This window comes from Virgisporangium aurantiacum (genome assembly GCF_016863635.1).
GTDB lineage: Bacteria > Actinomycetota > Actinomycetes > Mycobacteriales > Micromonosporaceae > Virgisporangium > Virgisporangium aurantiacum.
On record NZ_BOPG01000047.1, the window covers coordinates 139,368 to 157,549 of the forward strand.

Below are 18,182 nucleotides of genomic sequence, written 5' to 3' on the forward strand. Positions count from 1 at the left end.
GGTCATGGCCAATGCGGTGGTCATCTTCTGGCGGTTGATGTTCGGGACCGGCAAGGACTACGCGCGCCAGTCCCGCTGGCGGGTGCCGGTCGACTCGGCGCTGCAGGCCTCGGCGACCGTGTTCCTGGTGCTGCGCCGGATGCGGCTGCCGCTGATCGTGATCATCGTGATCTTCGCCGTGAGCACGTTCGGGCTCACCGTGATCCCGGGCCTCGACGGCGAGGGGAACCCGACGCGGATCAGCTTCTTCCATGCCTTCTACGTGATGAGCTACACCGCCACCACGATCGGCTTCGGCGAACTGCCGCACGAGTTCACCGACGGCCAGCGGCTGTGGGTGACGATCAGCATCCTGTTCTCGGTGATCGGCTGGGCGTACGCGCTCGGTTCGCTGCTGACCCTTATCCAGGACCGCACGTTCCGGCGGGCGCTGGCGCTCCAGCACTTCACCCGCAAGGTCAAGCGCATGCGGGAGCCGTTCCTGCTGCTCGCCGGCTACGGGCAGACCGGGCGCCGGGTCGGCGTCACGTTCGACTCGCTCGGCCGGCGGTTCGTGGTGATCGACGCGTCCGAGGAGAACATGGACGCGCTCGACCTGGAGGCGTACCGGTTCGACGTGCCGGGTCTCGCCGCCGACGCCCGCAGCCCCGACCACCTCGCGGTCGCCGGTCTCGGCCACAGCCTCTGCGAGGGCGTGCTGGCGATGACCAACGACGACGAGGTGAACCTCGCCATCACCATGGCCGCCGCCCTGCTGCGGCCGGACCTGCCGGTGATCGCCCGGACCGTGTCGCCGGCGATCGAGCACCGCATGAAGGCTTTCAGCACCCCGACCGTGATCAACCCGTTCGACCGGTTCGGTGACCATCTGCGGCTCGCGCTCCGCGCGCCGGCCACCCATCAGCTGCTGACCTGGCTGGAGAGCGGACCGGGCGCCGAACTGCCGCGCCGGGGCCGCCCGCCGACGCAGGGCCGCTGGGTGCTGTGCGGGTACGGGCGGTTCGGCCGGGAACTCGCCGACGACCTGCGCGCCGAGGGCCTCACCGTCACCGTCATCGACCCGGCGGCCGGTCCGAACGGCAACGACCTGGTGGTGGTCGGCGACGGGTCCGACCCGGAGGTGATGGCGCGGGCCCACCTGGAGAGCGCCGTCGGGTTCGTGGCCGGCACCGACAACGACACCACGAACCTGTCGCTGATCGCGGCCGCGCGCCGGATCAACCCGGACCTGTTCGTGGCGGCCCGGCAGAACCGGCCCGCGAACGCCGCGCTGTTCGCCGCCCTCGAACCCGACTCGCTGCTCGTGCTCGCGGAGGTGGTGGCGCAGGAGGTCTACGTCAAGCTGAGCACCCCGTTGCTGTGGCGGTTCCTGCAGGAGGTGCCGGCGCAGGGCGAGGAGTGGGCGGCCGGGGTCATCGAGCGCCTGCACCACCGGTGCGGCCGCAGCCTGCAGACGTTGTGGACGGTGCGCCTCGACGACAGCGGCTCGTCGGCGCTCGGCCGCTGGCTGTCCGGCGGCCAGGCCCGGCTCGGTGACCTGCTGCGCGACCCCGACAACCGCGACGTCCCGTTGACCGCCGCCGTGCTGCTGCTGAAGCACGGCGACGAACTGGTGCTGACCCCGTCGGACGACCACCTGCTCGCCGACGGCGACGAGATCCTGCTCGCCGGCGACCCGCTGGCCCGCCGGGAACTCGACACCACCCTGACGGTCGACGGTGTGCTGTCGTACGTCGTGACCGGGAACCACGTCCCGTCGAGCTGGATCTGGCGCCGGCTGTCCCGCCGCCCCGTCAGCGACCTCTGACCTCGAGCCACCGCGGGTTGTGACCGAAGCCGGCCCGCTGGTACATGGTGACGGCACGCTCGCTGGAGTGGACGGTGACGAACTCGAGCTCGCGGTCGCGCGCCTCCCGGAGGACGGCTTCCATCAGCTTCGCGCCGGCACCGGAGTTGCGGTGCTCGGGCAGGACGTACACCGACTGCACGTCGGCGAAGCGCCGGTACATGAGACCGGGTGCGGGAACCCGGTCGGCGAGCATCAGCCACGCCATCCCGGCGAGTGCCCCGTCGACCTCGACCACGAACGGCCGGTGGGTCGCGAGGTGGTCGAGCACCCAGTGGGTGAAGAAGTCGACGAACGACTCGCGGTCGACGTCGGGGGTTTGTCCGCGTTCCTCGACCCGCCAGCGCCACCGCATCCGGGCGAGCGCCGGCGCGTCCTCGGCGGACCCCCGCCGCACCGTGACATCCACCGCCGCAAGGCTACGCGGCAGCGCTATGCGGTTCGAGCCCCGCCACGGGTGAGCGTGGTCATCGCGAACAGGGCCGCCGCCGCGAACACCGCGACCGCCAGCGCCATCGGTACGGCGCTGTGCGCCGGTCCGAGGCCGATCAGCGGCGCGGTCAGCGCGGCGATCGGTGCCTGCAGGAAACCGAGCAGCGCGGACCCGGACCCGGCCGACTCCGGGTGACCGCTCAGCGCGAGCGCCGTCGCGTTCGGCATCACCAGGCCGAGGGACGCGATGAAGAAGAACAGCGGCACGGCGACCGCCACCACCCCGCCGACCCCGACGATGCTCGCCGTTACCAGCGCCGCGCCGGCGAGCGTGCTGATGGCGAGCCCGGCGGTGAGCGTCACCTTCTCCGGCACCCGGCCGGCCAGGTACGCGCTGAGCTGGCCCACCATCACGAAGCCGAACGCGTTGGCGCCGAACAGCACCCCGTACGTCAGTGCCGGGACGTCGAAGACGTCCTGCATGACGAACGACGAGCTGCCGATGTACGCGAACATCCCGCCGAACCCGAGCCCCATCGCCAGCGAGTAGCCGACGAACCGCCGGTCGCGCAGCAGGCCGCCCATCGTGCGGGCCATCTGCGGCAGGCGGTTGGTGCGCCGCTTGTCGGCGGGCAGCGTCTCGGGAAGCCACGCGAACGCGGCGATCGTCGCCGCGGCGCCGACCCCGGCGAGCATCACGAAGACGCCGCGCCACCCGGTGACCTCCAGCAGCAGGCTGCCCAGCGTCGGCGCGACGATCGGCCCCAGCCCGAACACGAGCGTGAGTCGGGCGAAGAACCGGGTGAGGTCGCTGCCGCTGAACAGGTCGCGGATCACCGCCCGGGCGATGACGACACCGGCGGCGCCGGCGAGGCCCTGCACCGCGCGCAGCACCACGAGCATCTCGACCGACGGCGCCGCCGCGCACGCGAGCGACGCCAGGGTGTACGCGCCGAGCCCGATGATCACCGGGCGCCGCCGGCCCCAGCCGTCGCTGAGCGGGCCGAGCGTGAGCTGACCGATGGCCATGAAGACGAGGAACGAGGCGAGGGTCAGCTGCACCGCCGACTCGGAGGCGTGCAGGTCGTCGGCGATCTGTGGGAACGCCGGCAGGTAGGCGTCGATGGAGACGGGACCGATGGCGGTGACACCGCCGAGGATCAGCAGCAGACGGAGCCGACCGGGTTGAGCTGATGAAGGCATTACTTCCAACCCTATGCCCAGGTCAGCCTGGGTCAAGGTAAGCCTCGTCACGCTGGGAGGGGCTTACTCCCGGCGGGCAACCGGCGGGAGCGCCGACCACGGGAACGTGATCCACTTGTCGGTGGTGCGCCAGACGTAGTCGCACTTGACGATCGAGCGCGGCTTCTCGTAGACGACCGCGATCCGCGCCTCGGCGACGTGGTCGCGGCAGAAGTCGCGCACCAGCTTGAGGGTCTCGCCGGTGTCGGCCACGTCGTCGGCGATGAGCACCCGCGCGCCCGCGAGGTCGACCGCCGCCGGCACCGGCGGCAGCATCACCGGCATGTCGAGCCGCTCGTCGACACCGGTGTAGAACTCGACGTTCACCACGTGCAGGTTCTTGACGTCGAGGTCGTAGCCGAGCGTTCCGGCGATGAACAGCCCACCCCGGGCGATGGCCATGACGACGTCGGGCACGAACCCGCTCGCCGCGACCTGCTCGGCCAACTCCCGGCCGGCGACGCCGAACGCGTCCCAGCCGAGCACCTCGCGTTCTTCAGTCACGGGCGTCACTTTACAAGCCTGCGTCGGCAAGTTGATAACTCCGAACCGGTGCGGTGTGGCCGCCGTTCTGTTCGGTTACCGGGCGCACAACGGCCCGATTCCCTTGAAACGAAAGGCTTTGCCATGTCCTTTTACCGTGCTCTCCGCCGGCCCGCGGTCGTTGTGACCGCGTTCGCCGCCGCCGTCTCGGCGACCGTGCTGGCTGCGACCGGCTCGCCGGCATCGGCCGCGACCGGCGCCTTCTCGTTCACCAAGGTCGAGGGGGCCGCCGGCGACGTCGCCGGGCTGACCCCCACGGTCAAGGCGTTCCAGGGGCTGCTCGGCGACCCGAACAACGCCAGCAACCCGCCGGCGCAGAACGGTCGCCGGGAAATCAACTGGGACGGCACCCCCGACGCGCAGTCGGCGCCGAACCTGCTGCCGCCGGACTTCTTCAACACGACGGTGCCGCGCGGTGCGGTGTTCGTCTCGAAGAACAACAAGTTCTCGGTGAGCGCCGACGACGACAACCCGACCAACACCCCGCCGCGGTTCGCCGACATCAACCCGCAGTACGACGACATCTTCGCCACGTTCAGCCCGCAGCGGCTGTTCACCCCGCTGGGCACCAACGTGATGGGCGTCCGGTTCTTCGTGCCCGGCACGAACAAGCCGGCCACGGTCAAGGGCTTCGGCGCCGTCTTCACCGACGTCGACCGCGCCAACGTGACGAAGCTGGAACTGCTCGACCGGTACGGCAAGCGCCTGTTCGTCGCCTACGCGCCGAAGGCCACCATCGGTGACAAGGGCCTGTCGTTCGTGGGCGTGCAGACCAACGCCGACGTCTACGAGGTCCGCATCACCACCGGCAACGCCGCGCTGGGCAAGAACGTCAAGGACGACAAGAAGCGCGACCTCGTCGTGATGGACGACCTGCTCTACGCCGAGCCGGACGCGCTGCGCTAATTGTTCTCCCGCTGATCGGCCCCGGAACCGCGTGGTTCCGGGGCCGTTTTCAACGCTTCGGCGAGGGTGAGCATCGTCGATTGGACGTCGTGCAGCGGCTGCAGCGTCTCGCCGGACCGGCACAGCAGCAGCGCGCCCTCGACGGCCGCGACCACGGTGACCGCGAACCGCCGGGCGTCCACCGGTGCGAGGCCGTCAACCTCGGCGATGTCGGTGAGCGGGTCGATCCACGACTCGAACGCCCGCTGGGCGGCTCTCCGCACGTCGGTTCCGGTGCCGTCGACGACCGTGGCGGCCACCACGCACCCGCCGTTGAAGCCGACCGCGAGCATCCCGCGCTCCCACCACCGGACCATGGCGGCGAGCACCTCCGCCACGGTGGCCGGGGGATCGCCGCCGGCGAGCGCGTCGAGGCGTTCGCGAAGTTTCAGCGCGCTCCACGTCACCGCCTCGATCACCAGCTCGTCCTTGCCGCCCGGGAAGTGGTGGGACAGCGAGCCGCGCGGGGTGCCGGCGGCCGCGACCACGTCACGCAGGCCGGTGCCGGCGACGCCGCGCTCGCTGATCAGCTCGGCGGCCGCCCGTACGGTGCGGGCCCGGCTGTCGTTGGTGCGTGGCATGGGTCACTCCCACCTATCGACTCGGACACTCGTCATACTATCCTCGCGGAGACTCGGACAGTCGTCATAGTTTGGAGCGGGCATGGACGTCACCCTGATCGCCTCCGACGGCCGCGCCCTGGCCGCGCACCTGTACCACCCGTACCGCGAGGAAGGCCCGGCCGTGGTCATCGCCGGCGCGACCGGTGTGCCGCAACGGTTCTACCGGCGCTTCGCCACCCACCTCGCCGAGCGCGGCGCGACCGTGCTCACGTTCGACTACCGCGGCGTCGGCGGCTCCCGGCACGCGGGCGGCCCGCGCCACGACGGGGCGACCATGAGCGAGTGGGGCAGCCTCGACCTCAACGAGGCGATCGGTCACCTCGCCGACCGCGACCCCGACCGGCCGATCGCGGTGGTCGGGCACAGCGCCGGCGGGTGGCTGCTGTCGCTGGCGCCCAACGCCCAACTCGTGTCGGCGGCCCTCACCGTCGGCAGCCAGAACGGCTACTGGCGACAGTGGACCGGACGCGCCCGCGCCGCGCGCTACGTGCAGTGGCACGTCGCGCTCCCGGCCGTGGCCGGGCTCACCGGCGTGCTGCCGGGCCGGTACTTCGGCGGCGAGACGCTTCCGGGCGGCGTCGCGAAGGACTGGGCCCGCTGGGGGCGGCGGCGGGACTTCGTGGACGGGGCCGGGGCGCTACCGCCCGAGCGGCGATTCGCCGGACGGCTGCTCGCGGTGAGCGTCCCGGATGATCCTTTCGCTCCGGAGACGGCCGTGGCGTGGCTTCCGACCCTGTACCCACGCGCCGCCAGCGAGGTGCACACGTTGGCCGGGCGGCACCGCGGGCTCGGTCATTTCGGTGCGTTCCGCCCCGGCGCGGAAGGACTATGGGACGCGGGCTGGGCGTGGCTCCGGGGAGCGGCGCGGGCGCCGAGCAGGTTCCCGTTGCGGTAACCGGATTGCGTGCACTAGCTTGCCCGCGTGAATGTGGTGACACTGCCGACGCAGATGCTGTGGGCCGGACACGTCCCTGACCTGTGCGTGCGCCACGGAGCGCCCGCGTCGGTGCGGATGTCGTTCTACCGGGGCGCGGTCCAGAACTGGCCGTATTGCCCGGAGTGCGTCAAGTCCCGCAAGGCGAACCTGGCGCTGGCCGTGGCGGTGCTGGCGCTGCCCTTCCTCGTGACGTTCGTCGGCGTCGGGGTGCTCCACAACGACGCCGTCGCCCTCGCGACGTTCACGGACGTCATCTGGGTGTTCCTCGGCGCCGGGATCATCGTGTTCTGGTACCTGCTGCTCCGGTACGTGACTCCGTCGGGGCTCGCGAAGGCGAAGCTGACCGGCAACAACATGTGGCTCGTCATGCAGGGCACGCACCCGGCGTTCATGGCCCACGCGAACGACCTCGTCCAGCGCACGGGTGCGGCCCAGGTGAGCCCGACCGGCCAACTCGTGCAGCCCGACGTGTTCGCTCCCCAGCCGGGCCAGGCCCCTGGCGCGCCCCCGGCCCAGCCGCAGCCGCCGGCCCAGTAGGCGAGGCGGCCGATTCCACGATCCGTCAGAGGGGGAGGCGGGCGGTTTTCAGGACGAAGTCGGTGTAGGTCGGGGGGACGGGCACGCCGTTGACCTGCATCCAGTGCAGGCGGCTGGTGGCAGTCAGGGCCAGGGCCACGGAGTAGCCCAGGTGGGCCGCCTCGGCGTCGACCTTGCCCTGCAGGCCCTCCAGGTAGGACGGGAACGGGTCGGTCAGGGTTGCCAGCGCCAAGTGGGCCAGATCGCCGCCGACCGGGCCGGTGCCCAGCGTCTGCCAGTCGAGGACCGTGGTGGTGTCGGTGCCGGTGTCGATCAGGTTGCCGGGGTGGAAGTCGCCGTGGCAGAGGGCGATCGGCACGGCGTCGAGCACCTGGAGCAGGTCGTGCCGGCGGGCCCAGATTGCCTGGAGCTCCGCTGGCGCGTCCACTGTGGACCAGTCCAGATCGGTGACGGCGATGCGTTGGGACAACTGGTCACCGGCCAACCACGGTGCTTCGGGGATCGGGGCGCTGACCTGCCAGGCGCCGAGGCGGCGGGCGGCCACGTCGGTCTGCTCCGGTGGTCCGGCGACGTCGGCCAGGTACACCACGTCGTCGATGATGTCGTAGCAGTACGGGGCGACCAGGCCGGCGCCGAGCGGGTTGATCAGCACCCCTGACGCGTACGCGAGCGGCTCGCGCCGCCAGTACGCCCAGTGCCGCGGGTCGCCGGCCGACTCGGTGTGGCGGCCGCTGCGCACGGGCTGGAACGCCTTGCGTATCAACGAGAACCGCTGCTCGCCGGCTCCGGAGCGGACCAGGCCGGTCACCCGTTCGACGCTCGCGGTGGCCACACCCAGGTTTCCGGTGACGATCGGGCTCACCGACGTCTCGATCACCTTGGCGTCCCGGCGTTGGGCAACGGCCCGGACGACGGCGAGAGGGAGTTCCTGATCCACGGGGTTCATCATCCCATTCCGCGATCTTGCTCAGAAAACCGGAACGCCGGCCCGGACGAGTCTCCAGTTCTCGACGTAGAAATCGGCCGGGTCGATGACGCCGCGGGCCTGCGCCCAGTCGATCAGGAGTTGGCGGATCTCCTGCTGCGCGTTGTAGACCTGGGCCTTCACGATCCCGGGGAAGTTGCCGCCGCCGCTGCGCCGGTAGTTGTTGACCGCCACCACGAACTGCGCGGCCGGGTCGACGGGGACACCGTCGCGTTCCAGCCGGGTGATCCGGTCGCCGACCGGTCGACTGATGTCGATGTCATAGGTGACGCCGGACAGCGTGTCGTAGTTGTAGTCCGGCACCGCGGGGTCGCTGATCGTGTTCGGATCGACGGGCGCGCCGGGCGCGAGCGTCACAAAGTATTTCGCCGAGTACTCCAGGTACGCCTTCACCTCCGCGCCGGTGAGGACCACGGCTTCCAGGGTGTTGTCGTAGATGTAGAGACCGGCGACGTCCTTGATCTTCACCTGACCGGCGGGGAACCGCGCGGTGCGGCTGAACGGCGCCGCGATCGACAGCACCGGCAGCCCGGCGTAGGAACCGCCGGCCAGCGCCGCGGTGACCGTGTCGGTCTGCACCTTGTTGATGTAGTCGAGGATCGGCGTGTCCTTGTACCGGCTCTCGACCGCCGACAGCTCCACCACGGAGGTGGCCACGACCTGGTTCACGTACGTGACCGTCTTCGCGTGCTGGGCGCGTACCGCGGCCACCACCGCCGGGTCCTCGACGACCGTGTTGGTGTTGAGCATCGTCGAGTGCTTGCTGTCGATCCGCCAGCGGCCGTGGCCGCGGCTCAGCGTGAAGTCCATGCGCGACACGCGCTGGCCCCACCGCGACGGCTCGGTCAGCAGCACCTGCTCGCCGGTCACCTTGTTCGTGACGAAGCGCTCGACCACCTCGCGGTGGGCGTGGCCGAACAGGATCGCGTCGATGCCCGGGACCTGCTCGGCGATGAGTGCGGTCGGGTTCTCGTTGGGCAGTTCGGGCCCGTAGCTCGACTCGCCGCTGTCGCCGCCGTGCGCGGAGACGAGCACGATGTCGGCGCCGAACAGCCGTCGCATGATCGGCACCCACTTGCGGGCCGTCTTCACGAGGTCCTCGAACCGGAGGATGCCCTCGACGTTGGCCCGGTCCCAGATCGCCACGCCCGGGTTGGTGAGGCCCAGAATGCCCAACCGCAGCGTCGGCGCGCCCCGGCCGAGGCTGACCTTCTTCACCACGAACGGCGTGAACGCCGGCAACCCGGTGCGGGCGTCGACCGCGTTCGCGGCGAGCGCCGGGAAGCCGAGCTGGCGGATCCACAGCCGCAGCAGCGGGATCCCGTAGTTGAACTCGTGGTTGCCGAGGGTGACCGCGTCGTAGTCGATGACGTTCATGGCCCGGGCCATCGGGTGGGTCTCACCGGTGGTCGTGATGGGCTCCTGCTTGGCGTAGTACGTCGCCAGCGGCGTGCCCTGGATGGTGTCGCCGGCGTCGAGCACGACGGTCGCCTTGCCGCGCCGCTCCGCCCGGATCTGGTTGACCAGGGTCGCGACCTTCGCCACGCCGATGTCGTTGTGGGCGCTGTCGTCGTACTCCGCGTCGCGGTAGTAGTCCCAGTTGTAGACGTTGCCGTGGGTGTCGGAGGTGCCGAGCACCGTCAGGTCCCAGGTGCGGTTGGCGCCGGTGTGTGCGCCGGCTGCCGCCGGGTCGATCAGGGGACCGGCGGCCGCCGCGGCGGCTGCGCCGGCGATGACGGTGCGCCGGGAGATTCGAGGTGTCACCCGTGGCACGGTAACGGCACCGGCGCGATCGCGACAGCGCTCGATCCCCCTCCGCACTACCCTCGGCCGGGTGAGCCTTCTCGACAGCGGTCGTGACGCCGATGTGTACGCGTTCGGTGACGCGCTGGTGCTCCGCACCTACCGCGCGGGCGGCGACGTCACCACCGAGGCCGCGATCATGCGGCACGTCGGGCGGCACGGCTTCCCGGTGCCCGAGGTGTTCGGCGCCGGCGGACGCGACCTGTGGCTCGAACGGCTGCACGGGCAGACCATGCTGCTCGCGGTCACCCGCAAGGAGCTCACCCACGACGACGCCGGCACCGTTCTCGCGAACCTGCACCACCGGCTGCGCGGCGTTCCGGGACGGATCCTGCACCTCGACCTGCACCCCGCGAACGTGATGATGACGGCGCGCGGGCCGGTGGTCATCGACTGGCGCAACGCCCGCACCGGCCCGCCCGGTCTTGACGTCGCGCTGACGGCGCTGATCCTGGCCCAGGTCGCGGTCGACCCGGAGCACCCGGCCCGCACCGCCGCCCGCGAGATCCTGACGGCGTTCCTGCGGGCGGCCGGCGACCCACTGTCCGACATGGACGGTGCGGTGGCCATGCGCCGGGCCGATCCCAACCTCTCCGAGGCCGAGACCGGCCGGCTGGCCGCCGCGCGTCTCATGGTCGAATCCGCGGTCTGACGCCGCGGTTCAACGCCGCGGTTCAACGCCGCGGTTCAACGCCGCGGTTCAACGCCGCGGTTCAACGCCGCGTTCACGCCGCAGCGGCGCGCCGACCTCGTGCAGGTGGCGCAGCGCCTCGCCGTACGAGGCGATCAGCCCGGTCTCGCAGTACGCCACCCCGATCTCGGCGCAGAACTCGCGCACGATCGGCTGGGCCTTGCGCAGGTTCGGCGTCGGCATGCTCGGGAACAGGTGGTGCTCGATCTGGTAGTTGAGCCCGCCGAGTGCGTTGTCGATGAAGTGCCCGCCGGTGACGTTGCGGGACGTGAGCACCTGCTTGCGGAGGAAGTCCTCGGTGCCGTCGGGGGTCGGCATCCCCTTGTGGTTGGGCGCGAACGTGCACCCGAGGTAGACGCCGAACAGCGCCTGGTGCACCACGAGGAACACGAGCGCCTGCACGGGGTTCAGCACCAGGGCGAGCGCCGCCAGGTACCCGACGATGTGGACGCCGAGCAGCACCGATTCCAGCCCGCGCCGCCGGATCCCGCCCTGTGCGAGGGCCCGGACGCTGCTCCGGCGCAGGCTCAGCCCGAGCAGGGTGAGCAGCGGGAAGAACAGGTAGCCCTGGTACGCGTTTATGAAGCGCTTGAGCCCGCGCCGTCCCTCGGTGGCCTCCTGCGTCCAGACGAGGATCTCCGGCGCCACGTCGGGGTCGAGGTCGTCGTGGTTCGGGTTGGCGTGGTGCCGGGTGTGCTTGTCCATCCACCACCCGTAACTCATGCCGATCGCCAGGTTGCCGGCGATGAGCCCGGCCACCTCGCTGGGCTGTCGCCGCCGGAACACCTGCCGGTGGGCCAGGTCGTGGGCCACCAGCGCCACCTGGGCGTAGACCACCGCCATGAGCACGGCCACCAGGAGTTGCCACCACGACGCGCCGAGCAGGAAGAAGGCGACCCAGCCGCCGACGAGCGCCAGGGCGACGATCGACAGCCGGGCCACGTAGTAGCCGGGACGCGGCTGGAGCAGGCCGGCCGCCGTGATCCGCCGGGACAGCGTCGCGAAGTCACTGCCCGTGCGCCGTTCGGGAACAATCGTTGTCGTCACATGTCGATCAAACGGGCTGCGGCGTCGCGATTCACTGGTGGCACGTCCCCGGGGCCGGTAGGGCCAGCACTACCGCCACCGGCGGTGGCCCCGGCCAGAATGGACGGCATGAACCGACTCTGGTGGCTGGAACTGCCGGCACACGTGTTCCGGCCGGCGGAGCTGTGGAAGACCTTCCGCATCGCCCTCATCGGGCTGCCCGTGGCTGTGCTGAGCCTCGCCGGCAACATCGTCCTGTTCGTCCTCACGGTGGTGTCGCTGGCGCTGATCCCGTTGCCGTTCATCGGGTTCACGCTGTTCCCGCTGGTCACGCTCGTCACCCGGGCGGTGATGGACGTGCATCGCCGGATGGCCGGCTGGGTCGGGGTCGACATCCCGCGGCCGTACCGGCCGGTGCCGTCCACCGCCCCGCTCGGCACGCTGCGCCGCTTCAAGCACGCGATGACCGACCCGGCCACCTGGCTCGACTTCGCCTGGCTGATCCCCGGCGCGATCAGCGGCTTCGTCCTCGGTCTCGTCGCCTTCATCCTGCCGACCTACGGACTGGAGGGTGTGCTGCACGTCCCGCTGCTGATCTACGGGCTCACCGGCGGCTACGGGTACGGCGTCGTCTGGCCGTTCGACAACTGGTTCGAGGCCTGGACGGCGGTGCCGCAGGGCGCGCTGTTGCTGACGATCGGGCTCACGGCGTCGCCGTTCCTCATGTGGGTGCACATGCGGTTCACCAGCTTCTTCCTGGCTCCCACGAAGAAGAGCCAGCTCGTCGAGCGGGTCCAGGTGCTCACCGACACCCGGGCCGAAGCGGTCGACGCGCAGGCCGCCGAACTGCGTCGCATCGAGCGCGACCTGCACGACGGCGCGCAGGCCCGGCTGGTGTCGCTGAGCATGAACATCGGCCTCGCCGAGGAGCTGATCCGGCGTGACCCGGACATGGCGATCAAGCTGCTGGCGGAGGCCCGCGAGTCCAGCGGCACCGCGCTCACCGAACTACGCGACCTGGTGCGCGGCATCCACCCGCCGGTGCTGGCCGAACGCGGGCTCGACGGCGCCGTGCAGGCGCTGGCACTCACCGTGCCGGCCACCGTGACCGTCGACGTCGAACTGCCCGGCCGGCTGGAGGCGCCGGTGGAGTCGGCGGCCTACTTCGCCGTCGCCGAGATCCTCGCGAACATCGTCAAGCACAGCGCGGCGCGCACCGCGTGGATCCACATCCGGCACGACGACGGACTGCTGACGATCGGCGTCGGTGACGACGGCGAGGGCGGGGCCGATCCGGCCGGTGGCACGGGGCTGCGGGGGATCGAGCGCAGGCTCGCGGCGTTCGATGGAACGATGATGGTGTCCAGCCCGCCGGGCGGACCCACCGTCGTCACCATGGAGCTTCCGTGCACGTTGTCATCGCCGAAGACCTCGCCCTCCTCCGGGACGGCCTGACGCGCCTGCTCCAGGCGTTCGACTGCCAGGTCGTGGCGGCGGTCGACAACGGGCCGGCGCTGCTGCCGGCACTGATCGAGCACCGGCCCGACGTCGCGGTGGTCGACGTCCGGCTGCCGCCCACGTTCACCGACGAGGGGCTGCAGGCCGCCGTCGCCGCCCGCGCACAGATTCCGGGGCTGCCCGTCCTGGTGCTGTCCCAGCACGTCGAGCAGTTGTACGCGCGCGAACTGCTCACCGACGGTACCGGCGGCGTCGGCTATCTGTTGAAGGACCGGGTGTCGAACGTCGCGCAGTTCATCGACGCGGTCAGGCGGGTCGCCGACGGTGGCACCGTGATGGACCCCGAGGTGGTGGCCCAGTTGCTGGCCCGCCGCCGCCACGACGACCCGCTGGCCGACCTGACCCCGCGCGAGCGCGAGGTGCTCGGGCACATGGCCGAGGGTCGGTCGAACGCCGCGATCGCCGGCAAGCTGTTCGTCACCGAGAAGGCGATCAGCAAGCACATCAACAGCATCTTCACCAAGCTCGGCCTGCCGCCGTCCGACGACGACAACCGGCGCGTGCTGGCGGTGCTCGCCTACCTCAATTCGTGACGCTGGGTAGGGGCGCCTCGAGGCGCCCACAGTGGATCTGATAGGAATTCCCACGTGGTCGGCCCCATCGATACATCTGTCCCGCATCCTGCCCGCAGGTACAACTACCTCCTGGGCGGCAAGGACAACTTCGCCGCCGACCGCGCGTCCGGCGATCAGCTCATCGAGTGGTTCCCCACGGTGCGCACGTCGGCGATCGAGAACCGCCGGTTCCTCCAGCGGGTGGTGCGCTTCCTCGCCGGTGAGTGCGGCATCCGCCAGTTCCTCGACATCGGCACCGGCCTGCCGACGGCCGACAACACCCACCAGGTGGCGCAGGCGGTGGCGCCGGAGTCACGGGTGGTGTACGTCGACAACGACCCGATGGTGATGGTGCACGCCCGCGCGCTGCTCACCAGCACGCCCGAGGGCGCCACCTCGTATCTCGAGGACGACCTGCGCCACCCCGCCCGCATCATGCGCCGCACCGAACTGCACAACACGCTCGACATGGAGCAGCCGGTCGCGCTGATGCTCGTCGCCGTCCTGCACTTCGTCCCCGGCGACGGCGCGGCGACGCCGATCGTGCGGCGCCTGATCGACGGGCTGGCGCCGGGCAGTTACGTGGTGATCACCGGGTCGACCTACGACTTCAGCCCGCCGGACGTGAAGGCGGGCTACCTGGAACTGCGGGACTCCGGCAAGATCGACATCTGGTCGCGCGGGAAGGCCGAGTTCGAGGAGATGATCGACGGCCTGGAACTGCTGGAGCCGGGCATGGTGCCGGTCGCGGAGTGGCGCCCGAACAGCGGCGACGAGCCACCGCCGGCCCGCGACGTCTCGATGTACGCCATCGTCGCCCGCAAACCCTAGTACCGCGACGCTGTGCCCGATCGCGGGTTTCTTCCTGAAACAGCGACCTTGACCGCTGCCGCACCCGGCACGGGGCCCGATTTGCGGATCTTGGACTCCCGAAGGGGTTATGGCACCTCACGCAGTCCAAGATCCGGAATTCCGAGCGAACACAACTGCAAGATCGACTGAGGGGCAGCCGGTGCGGGCCTAGGCCATCCGGCATAAGACATTTACGATCATCATGCTCGTCCTCGATCGGGTGGGGTGATCGTCGTGGGTCGTAGTCGGCGCTTCGGATTGGTGTTGGCGCTGGTCACAGGCGCAGCCGGGATGGTCATGATCCCGCCGGCGAGTGCGGCGGCCGATCTGACGGTCGCGGCGGCGCTCGCCGCGCAGGACGGCCGATCGGCGTCGGTCGCCGGGTACGTGGTCGGGCAGCCGGTGGCGACCGACTCCGTGCTCCGGTCCGGGTTCACCGCCGACACCGCGATCGCGATCGCCGACCAGGCCACCGAGACCGGTACGACCCGGATGCTCTACGTGCAGGTCACCAGCGGATTCCGGGCCTCGTTCGGCCTGCGGACCAACCCGGGGCTCCTCGGCCGGCGGATCGTCGTCGCCGGCCAGTTGACGGCGTACTTCGCGCACGGCGGGCTGAAGGAACCGACGTCGATGAGCGCCGGCGCAACAGAACCCGGTGACTACTATGCCGCGGCCGCGGGCAGGACCGGTCCGGCGTTGCGGGCGGCCCTGCACGGGATCATCGCCAACCAGACCAGGATCTCCTACGCCCAGGTGTGGACCGCCTTGCAGCAGACCGACCAGGACCCGGCCAACGCGTCCAACGTGATTCTGTTGTACTCGGGCAGGTCGCAGAGCAAGTCCTCGAACGGCGGCAACGCGAACGACTGGAACCGGGAACACGTCTGGCCACAGTCGCACGGCGACTTCGGTACGGCCGCCGGCCCCGGCACCGACCTGCACCACCTGCGTCCCGAGGATGTCACGGTGAACTCGACCCGCGGCAACAAGGACTTCGACACCGGCGGGTCGACGGTCGCCGAGTGCCCCGGCTGCCGCACCGACGCCGACTCGTTCGAGCCCCGCGACGCCGTCAAGGGCGACGTCGCCCGGATGCTCATGTACATGGCGATCCGCTACGAGGGCGGCGACGGCTGGCCCGACCTGGAACTGAACGACTCGGTCACCAACGGCTCGGCGCCCCGCACCGGTCGCCTGTCGGTGCTGCTGCAGTGGCACCGGGCCGACCCGCCCGACGCGGTCGAACGCCGCCGCAACGACGTCATCTTCAGCACCTGGCAGCACAACCGGAACCCGTTCATCGACCACCCGGAGTGGGTCGTGGCGATTTGGGGCTGACCTGACGAAAGTCGGGTCGCGGGCGTTACCTATGGCGGCTGTGCCGGCACAGCGGAGGAAATAGCGTCGCAGCCATGATCGAGCTGCGTTCGCTCACCAAGCGGTACGGCGACCACACCGCCGTCGACGACCTGACGGTCGACGTCCTGCCCGGGCGCGTCACCGGGTTCCTGGGGCCGAACGGCGCCGGGAAGAGCACCACGATGCGCATGATCCTCGGCCTCGACCGGCCCGACCGCGGCACCGCGCTCATCAAGGGCCGGCGGTACGCCGATCTCCGGTTCCCGCTGCACGAGGTGGGCGGGTTGCTGGAGGCGAACGGCGTGCACCCGGCGCGTAGCGGCCGGGCGCACCTGGTCGCGATGGCGCAGAGCAACGGGATCGACCGCAAACGGGTCGACGCCGTCCTCGCCACGGTCGGCCTCGCCGACAAGGCGGGTAAACGGGCCGGCACCTACTCGCTGGGCATGATGCAGCGGCTGGGCATCGCCGGCGTGCTGCTCGGCGACCCCGGGGTGCTGCTCCTCGACGAGCCGGTGAACGGTCTCGACCCGGACGGCGTCCGCTGGATCCGGGAGCTGATGCGGTCGCTGGCGCGCGAGGGCCGCACGGTGTTCGTCTCCAGCCACCTGATGAGCGAGATGCAGCAGACCGCCGACCAGCTCGTGGTGATCGGCAAGGGCCGGCTGATCGCCGACGCCACCGTCGACGAGGTGATCGGCGCGAAGAGCAACGTCGTCGTCCGCAGCCCGGAACCCGCCGCGCTGGCCGCGCTCCGCGGTCACCTCGCCCCGCACGTGGCCGTCGCCCCGCAGGGGGCGGACGGCCTGCACCTCACCGGAATCAGCGCCGCCGAGGTCGGCGACCTGGCCCACACGCTCGGTGTGCGGCTGCACGAACTCACGCCCGGCCGGGCGTCCCTGGAGGAGGCTTACATGGAGCTGGTCCGATGATCCGCGCGACCGTCGCGAGCGAGTGGACGAAGCTGTGGTCGGTGCGGTCCACGTGGTGGGCGCTGGTCGGGGCGCTCGCGTTGATGCTGCTGTCGAGCATGCAGGTGGCGTACTGGGTCGACAACGGCGACACCTCCGCCACCGCGGAGAGTGCCAGCGACGTCGCGGCGAGCGCGTTCGCGGTCGCGCAACTGGCGGTGCTGGCGGTCGCGATGCTGGCCGTCACCGGCGAGTACTCGCACCGCACGATCCGGGCGACCCTGCAGTGGACGCCCGCGCGCACCCGCGTCCTCCTGGCCAAGGCCGCGGTGGTCGCGGCTGTGACGGCCGCGACCGGCGCCGGGCTCGCTGTTGCCGGGACGCTCACCGCGGCGCCGATACTCACCGACGCGCCCGCGATCCAGATCAGCGACCTCGCCGCGATCGCGGTGAGTTCGAGCCTGCTCGGGCTGCTGGCCCTGGGCCTGGGCACGGCCCTGCGCGGCGCGGTGGTGACGCTCGTGGTGCTGTTCCTGCTGCTGTTCGTGATCCCACCGCTGCTCGCCACGCCCGACGTCGCCGCGCTCACCTGGATCGCCGACCTCACCCCGGGCCCGGCCGGCACGCACTTCCTCGCCGGCGACCACGACCCCTACCCGCCGCTGGTCGGCGCGCTCGTCATGGCGGCGTGGTCGGTGGCCGCGCTGTCAGCCGGCCGAACCGTCCTCCGGAACCGCGACGCCTAGCCCCGCCTCGTACGCGACGATCGCCGCCTGCACGCGGTTCCGCACGCCGAGCCGGGTCAGCAGCGTGCTGACGTACGCCTTCACCGTCCCCTCGACGAGAAACAGCCGCCGCGCGATCTCGGCGTTCGACAGCCCCTGGCCCACCAGCGCGAGTACCTGCTGCTCGCGCTCGGTCAGGTCGGCGATCCGGTGGCGGGCGGCGCGGTCGCGGTCGTGCCGGCCGTCGGTCCAGCGGCTGATCACGTGCCGGGCCACCGCCGGCGAGAGGTAGGCGCCACCACCGGCGACCGCGTGGACGCCCGCGATCAGCTCCCGCGGGTCGCCGGCCTTGAGCAGGAACCCGCTGGCGCCGTCGCCGAGCGCCCGCTCGACGTACTCGTCCTCGCCGAACGTCGTCAGCATCACCACGGCCGTCTCCGGCACGGTGCGGCGGATCTCGGCGCCGGCGGCCAGCCCGTCGAGCGTCGGCATCCGGATGTCGAGCAGCGCCACCGCCGGCCGGTGCGCCTGCGCCTTCGCCACCGCGTCCCGCCCGTCACCGGCCTCCGCGACCACCTCGATCGCCGGGTCGGTGGCCAGGATCGCGCGGACCCCGGCCCGGATCATCGCCTCGTCGTCGGCGAGGAGCA

The 18,182-nt window shown here is 71.0% G+C and carries 19 protein-coding genes; 11 read left to right on the forward strand and 8 right to left on the reverse strand.

Translation table 11 applies throughout. The features are described 5' to 3' along the window. Positions 1 to 4 precede the first annotated feature (4 nt). The gene (locus Vau01_RS35250) at positions 5 to 1,807 is read left to right on the forward strand and encodes a potassium channel family protein (RefSeq protein ID WP_204002107.1); all 1,803 of its coding nucleotides are present in this window, start codon (positions 5 to 7) and stop codon (positions 1,805 to 1,807) included. Here Vau01_RS35250 and Vau01_RS35255 read toward each other — a convergent pair. From Vau01_RS35255 to Vau01_RS35265, 3 genes are read right to left on the reverse strand one after another with little or no spacing between them, the layout of a single operon-like run. Then, the gene (locus Vau01_RS35255) at positions 1,794 to 2,255 is read right to left on the reverse strand and encodes a GNAT family N-acetyltransferase (RefSeq protein WP_239152108.1); all 462 of its coding nucleotides are present in this window, start codon (positions 2,253 to 2,255) and stop codon (positions 1,794 to 1,796) included. The genes Vau01_RS35250 and Vau01_RS35255 overlap by 14 nt on opposite strands. Positions 2,256 to 2,278: 23 nt before the next feature. Then, on the reverse strand, positions 2,279 to 3,517 hold the full coding sequence (locus Vau01_RS35260) for a multidrug effflux MFS transporter (RefSeq protein WP_373320346.1): 1,239 nt from the start codon (positions 3,515 to 3,517) through the stop codon (positions 2,279 to 2,281). Between the two features lie 27 nt (positions 3,518 to 3,544). Further along, positions 3,545 to 4,024, reverse strand: a complete 480-nt coding sequence (locus Vau01_RS35265; protein ID WP_204002114.1) for a phosphoribosyltransferase — start codon at positions 4,022 to 4,024, stop codon at positions 3,545 to 3,547. A gap of 123 nt (positions 4,025 to 4,147) precedes the next feature. On the opposite strand from Vau01_RS35265, the gene Vau01_RS35270 reads away from it, so the two are divergent. Then, positions 4,148 to 4,969 carry a hypothetical protein gene (locus tag Vau01_RS35270; protein WP_204002117.1) on the forward strand — a complete coding sequence of 274 codons (822 nt, stop codon included), beginning with the start codon at positions 4,148 to 4,150 and terminating at the stop codon, positions 4,967 to 4,969. On the opposite strand, the gene Vau01_RS35275 is transcribed toward Vau01_RS35270, so the two are convergent. Next, the gene (locus tag Vau01_RS35275) at positions 4,966 to 5,589 is read right to left on the reverse strand and encodes a TetR/AcrR family transcriptional regulator (protein WP_204002119.1); all 624 of its coding nucleotides are present in this window, start codon (positions 5,587 to 5,589) and stop codon (positions 4,966 to 4,968) included. The two genes, Vau01_RS35270 and Vau01_RS35275, sit on opposite strands and share 4 nt — an antisense overlap. Positions 5,590 to 5,671: 82 nt before the next feature. Between Vau01_RS35275 and Vau01_RS35280 the strand changes: the two genes are divergently transcribed. Then, on the forward strand, positions 5,672 to 6,526 hold the full coding sequence (locus tag Vau01_RS35280) for an alpha/beta hydrolase family protein (RefSeq protein ID WP_204002121.1): 855 nt from the start codon (positions 5,672 to 5,674) through the stop codon (positions 6,524 to 6,526). Positions 6,527 to 6,553: 27 nt separating this feature from the next. After that, a complete protein-coding gene (locus Vau01_RS35285; RefSeq protein WP_204002124.1) occupies positions 6,554 to 7,105 on the forward strand; it encodes a hypothetical protein in 552 nt (183 codons plus the stop codon). Between the two features lie 25 nt (positions 7,106 to 7,130). Here Vau01_RS35285 and Vau01_RS35290 read toward each other — a convergent pair whose 3' ends face one another. Further along, a complete protein-coding gene (locus Vau01_RS35290; protein ID WP_204002125.1) occupies positions 7,131 to 8,042 on the reverse strand; it encodes a phosphotransferase family protein in 912 nt (303 codons plus the stop codon). A 30-nt stretch (positions 8,043 to 8,072) separates the two neighbouring features. Then, complete coding sequence (locus Vau01_RS35295) at positions 8,073 to 9,854, reverse strand: bifunctional metallophosphatase/5'-nucleotidase (RefSeq protein WP_239152109.1); 1,782 nt, start codon at positions 9,852 to 9,854, stop codon at positions 8,073 to 8,075. 70 nt (positions 9,855 to 9,924) lie between these two features. Between Vau01_RS35295 and Vau01_RS35300 the strand changes: the two genes are divergently transcribed. Next, positions 9,925 to 10,545: a phosphotransferase gene (locus Vau01_RS35300; RefSeq protein ID WP_239152110.1), complete on the forward strand. Its 621-nt coding sequence runs from the start codon at positions 9,925 to 9,927 to the stop codon at positions 10,543 to 10,545. 48 nt (positions 10,546 to 10,593) lie between these two features. Here Vau01_RS35300 and Vau01_RS35305 read toward each other — a convergent pair whose 3' ends face one another. Beyond that, positions 10,594 to 11,631, reverse strand: coding sequence for a fatty acid desaturase family protein (locus tag Vau01_RS35305; protein ID WP_204002141.1), 1,038 nt, complete (start codon positions 11,629 to 11,631; stop codon positions 10,594 to 10,596). Positions 11,632 to 11,739: 108 nt separating this feature from the next. Here Vau01_RS35305 and Vau01_RS35310 point away from each other — a divergent pair, with 108 nt between their 5' ends. The 6 genes from Vau01_RS35310 to Vau01_RS35335 all read left to right on the forward strand — a co-directional run bounded on the left by Vau01_RS35310 (position 11,740) and on the right by Vau01_RS35335 (position 17,553). Continuing rightward, positions 11,740 to 13,065 carry a sensor histidine kinase gene (locus Vau01_RS35310; protein WP_204002144.1) on the forward strand — a complete coding sequence of 442 codons (1,326 nt, stop codon included), beginning with the start codon at positions 11,740 to 11,742 and terminating at the stop codon, positions 13,063 to 13,065. Then, positions 13,017 to 13,661 (forward strand): response regulator transcription factor, encoded by a 645-nt coding sequence (locus Vau01_RS35315; protein ID WP_204002146.1) that lies wholly within the window; start codon positions 13,017 to 13,019, stop codon positions 13,659 to 13,661. The genes Vau01_RS35310 and Vau01_RS35315 overlap by 49 nt, the downstream gene beginning before the upstream one ends. 54 nt (positions 13,662 to 13,715) lie before the next feature. After that, positions 13,716 to 14,513: an SAM-dependent methyltransferase gene (locus tag Vau01_RS35320; protein WP_239152111.1), complete on the forward strand. Its 798-nt coding sequence runs from the start codon at positions 13,716 to 13,718 to the stop codon at positions 14,511 to 14,513. Positions 14,514 to 14,825: 312 nt separating this feature from the next. After that, positions 14,826 to 15,875, forward strand: a complete 1,050-nt coding sequence (locus Vau01_RS35325; protein WP_204002160.1) for an endonuclease — start codon at positions 14,826 to 14,828, stop codon at positions 15,873 to 15,875. A 74-nt stretch (positions 15,876 to 15,949) separates the two neighbouring features. Continuing rightward, entirely contained in the window at positions 15,950 to 16,828 is an 879-nt protein-coding gene (locus Vau01_RS35330; RefSeq protein ID WP_204002169.1) for an ATP-binding cassette domain-containing protein, read from the forward strand. Then, the gene (locus tag Vau01_RS35335; protein ID WP_204002171.1) at positions 16,825 to 17,553 is read left to right on the forward strand and encodes an ABC transporter permease; all 729 of its coding nucleotides are present in this window, start codon (positions 16,825 to 16,827) and stop codon (positions 17,551 to 17,553) included. The genes Vau01_RS35330 and Vau01_RS35335 overlap by 4 nt, the downstream gene beginning before the upstream one ends. On the opposite strand, the gene Vau01_RS35340 is transcribed toward Vau01_RS35335, so the two are convergent. Continuing rightward, a complete protein-coding gene (locus Vau01_RS35340; protein WP_444546047.1) occupies positions 17,515 to 18,159 on the reverse strand; it encodes a response regulator in 645 nt (214 codons plus the stop codon). The genes Vau01_RS35335 and Vau01_RS35340 overlap by 39 nt on opposite strands. Between the last annotated feature and the right edge of the window lie 23 nt (positions 18,160 to 18,182).